The sequence below is a fragment of the Paratractidigestivibacter sp. genome, from assembly GCF_052362415.1.
GTDB lineage: Bacteria > Actinomycetota > Coriobacteriia > Coriobacteriales > Atopobiaceae > Paratractidigestivibacter.
In genome coordinates, this window is the sequence record NZ_DAWEMK010000212.1 from 1 (window position 1) to 1598 (window position 1598).

The 1598-nt window shown below is 66.1% G+C and carries 2 protein-coding genes; one reads left to right on the forward strand and one right to left on the reverse strand.

Features of this window, described 5'->3' with window-relative positions; all coding sequences use genetic code 11:
* The coding region (locus ACT84W_RS11035) for a carbon starvation CstA family protein (protein ID WP_444329260.1) at positions 1-120 on the reverse strand (120 nt) is incomplete at its 3' end.
* A gap of 468 nt (positions 121-588) precedes the next feature.
* Between ACT84W_RS11035 and ACT84W_RS11040 the strand changes: the two genes are divergently transcribed.
* A partial coding sequence (locus ACT84W_RS11040) for an iron-containing alcohol dehydrogenase (RefSeq protein ID WP_444329259.1) occupies positions 589-1598 on the forward strand: 1010 nt, incomplete at its 3' end.

Here is a 1598-nt window from a genome sequence, read left to right on the forward strand (position 1 = left end):
GCGGGCGGGGGTGAGGGCCTCGGCGTCGACGCCCCACTTGTTGGCGAGCCACCTGCCGTAGAACAGGTAACCGCAGACCAGCACGGCCGCGGCAACGAGCATCAGTACGATTCCGTTCATTCCTTACTTTCCTTCCTGTTTGGAATCTCGAATCGAAAAGGCCGCCTGGCGTATACCAAGCGGCCCCACACATCGCTTATTGCAAAGCCGCCCATTATCTTTCGGGTCGGCTCCTAACCAACCCGCGCTAAATTACGATCGCGATAATGGATAGCTCTGCGGTGAACATGTTTGATCGAAATCCCGTCTCCATGGCGCCTTTGCGCCTCCTATGGACGACTGTCATAGTGGACCCGTCAACTTCACCGGACGTCCAAAAGAAACTTTCTCTAACACGCTAGAAACAAAAAATAGGCCGCTTGGCGAAAATTACCGCTCGTTCGCCGACATGTGTGACTGAACTTGAAGGAAATAGGCAGGTGGAGGGCTCACAGAGGCGCGCCCTCGCCCGCCCAGGTCCCAAGCGCGGGGCGGAAGCTTGCGGCGGTACAATCGCGGGTATCCAAACATCCCCGCGAAAGGACCCCCATGAACGATTTCACCTATCACGTGCCCACCAAGTTCGTGTTCGGGCGCGGCGTCGTCGACGAGGTCGGCAACGAGCTCGCGGCGGCGGGTCACTCCTGCGCGCTCGTCGTCTACGGCCAGGGCTCCGTCGTCCGCGCCGGCACGCTCGACCGCGTGCTCACCTCGCTCGACCGCGCAGGCGTCCGCCACGCCCAGCTCGGCGGGGTGCGCCCGAACCCCGAGGTCGGCCTCGTGCGCGATGGCATCGCGGCCGCCCGCGCCGACGGAGTCGATGTGATTCTCGCCGTCGGCGGCGGCTCGGTCATCGACACCGCCAAGGCCATAGCCGTCGGCGTCCCCTACGAGGGCGACGTCTGGGACCTCTTTATGAAGAAGGCCGCGGTCGACGAGGACCATAAGCTCCCGGTCGCCTGCGTCCTCACCATCCCTGCGGCGGGCTCGGAGGCCTCCGCGAGCTGCGTGATCTCCAACGACGAGCTCAGCCTGAAGCGCGGCCTCTCCAGCGAGTCGCACCGTCCCGAGCTCGCCGTCATGGACCCCGAGCTCACCTTCACCCTCCCCGCCTACCAGACGGCCGCCGGCGTGACCGACATGTGCGCGCACATCATGGAGCGCTTCTTCGGCTCGACGGGCCCCGTCCCCGTGACGGACGAGATCGCGTGCGGGCTCATCCGCAGCCTGATGGAGTGCGCGCCCGCCGCGATCGAGAACCCCGAGGACTACGACGCCCGCGCGAGCATCATGTGGGCAGGCACGCAGGCGCACAACGACCTGTGCGGGCTCGGGCGCAACGCGAAGCCGGGCGGCCGCGCCGGCGGCTGGGAGAGCCACGCGCTCGAGCACGAGCTGTCCGCCCACGACCCGAGCATCACGCACGGCGCGGGCCTCGCGGTCGTCATGCCCGCGTGGATGCGCTACGTCTGGCGCTCGAACCCCGAGCGCTGGCTCACCTTCGGCAAGCTCGTCTTCGACATCGAGCCCGTCGACGTCGTCGAGGACTGCATCGACGC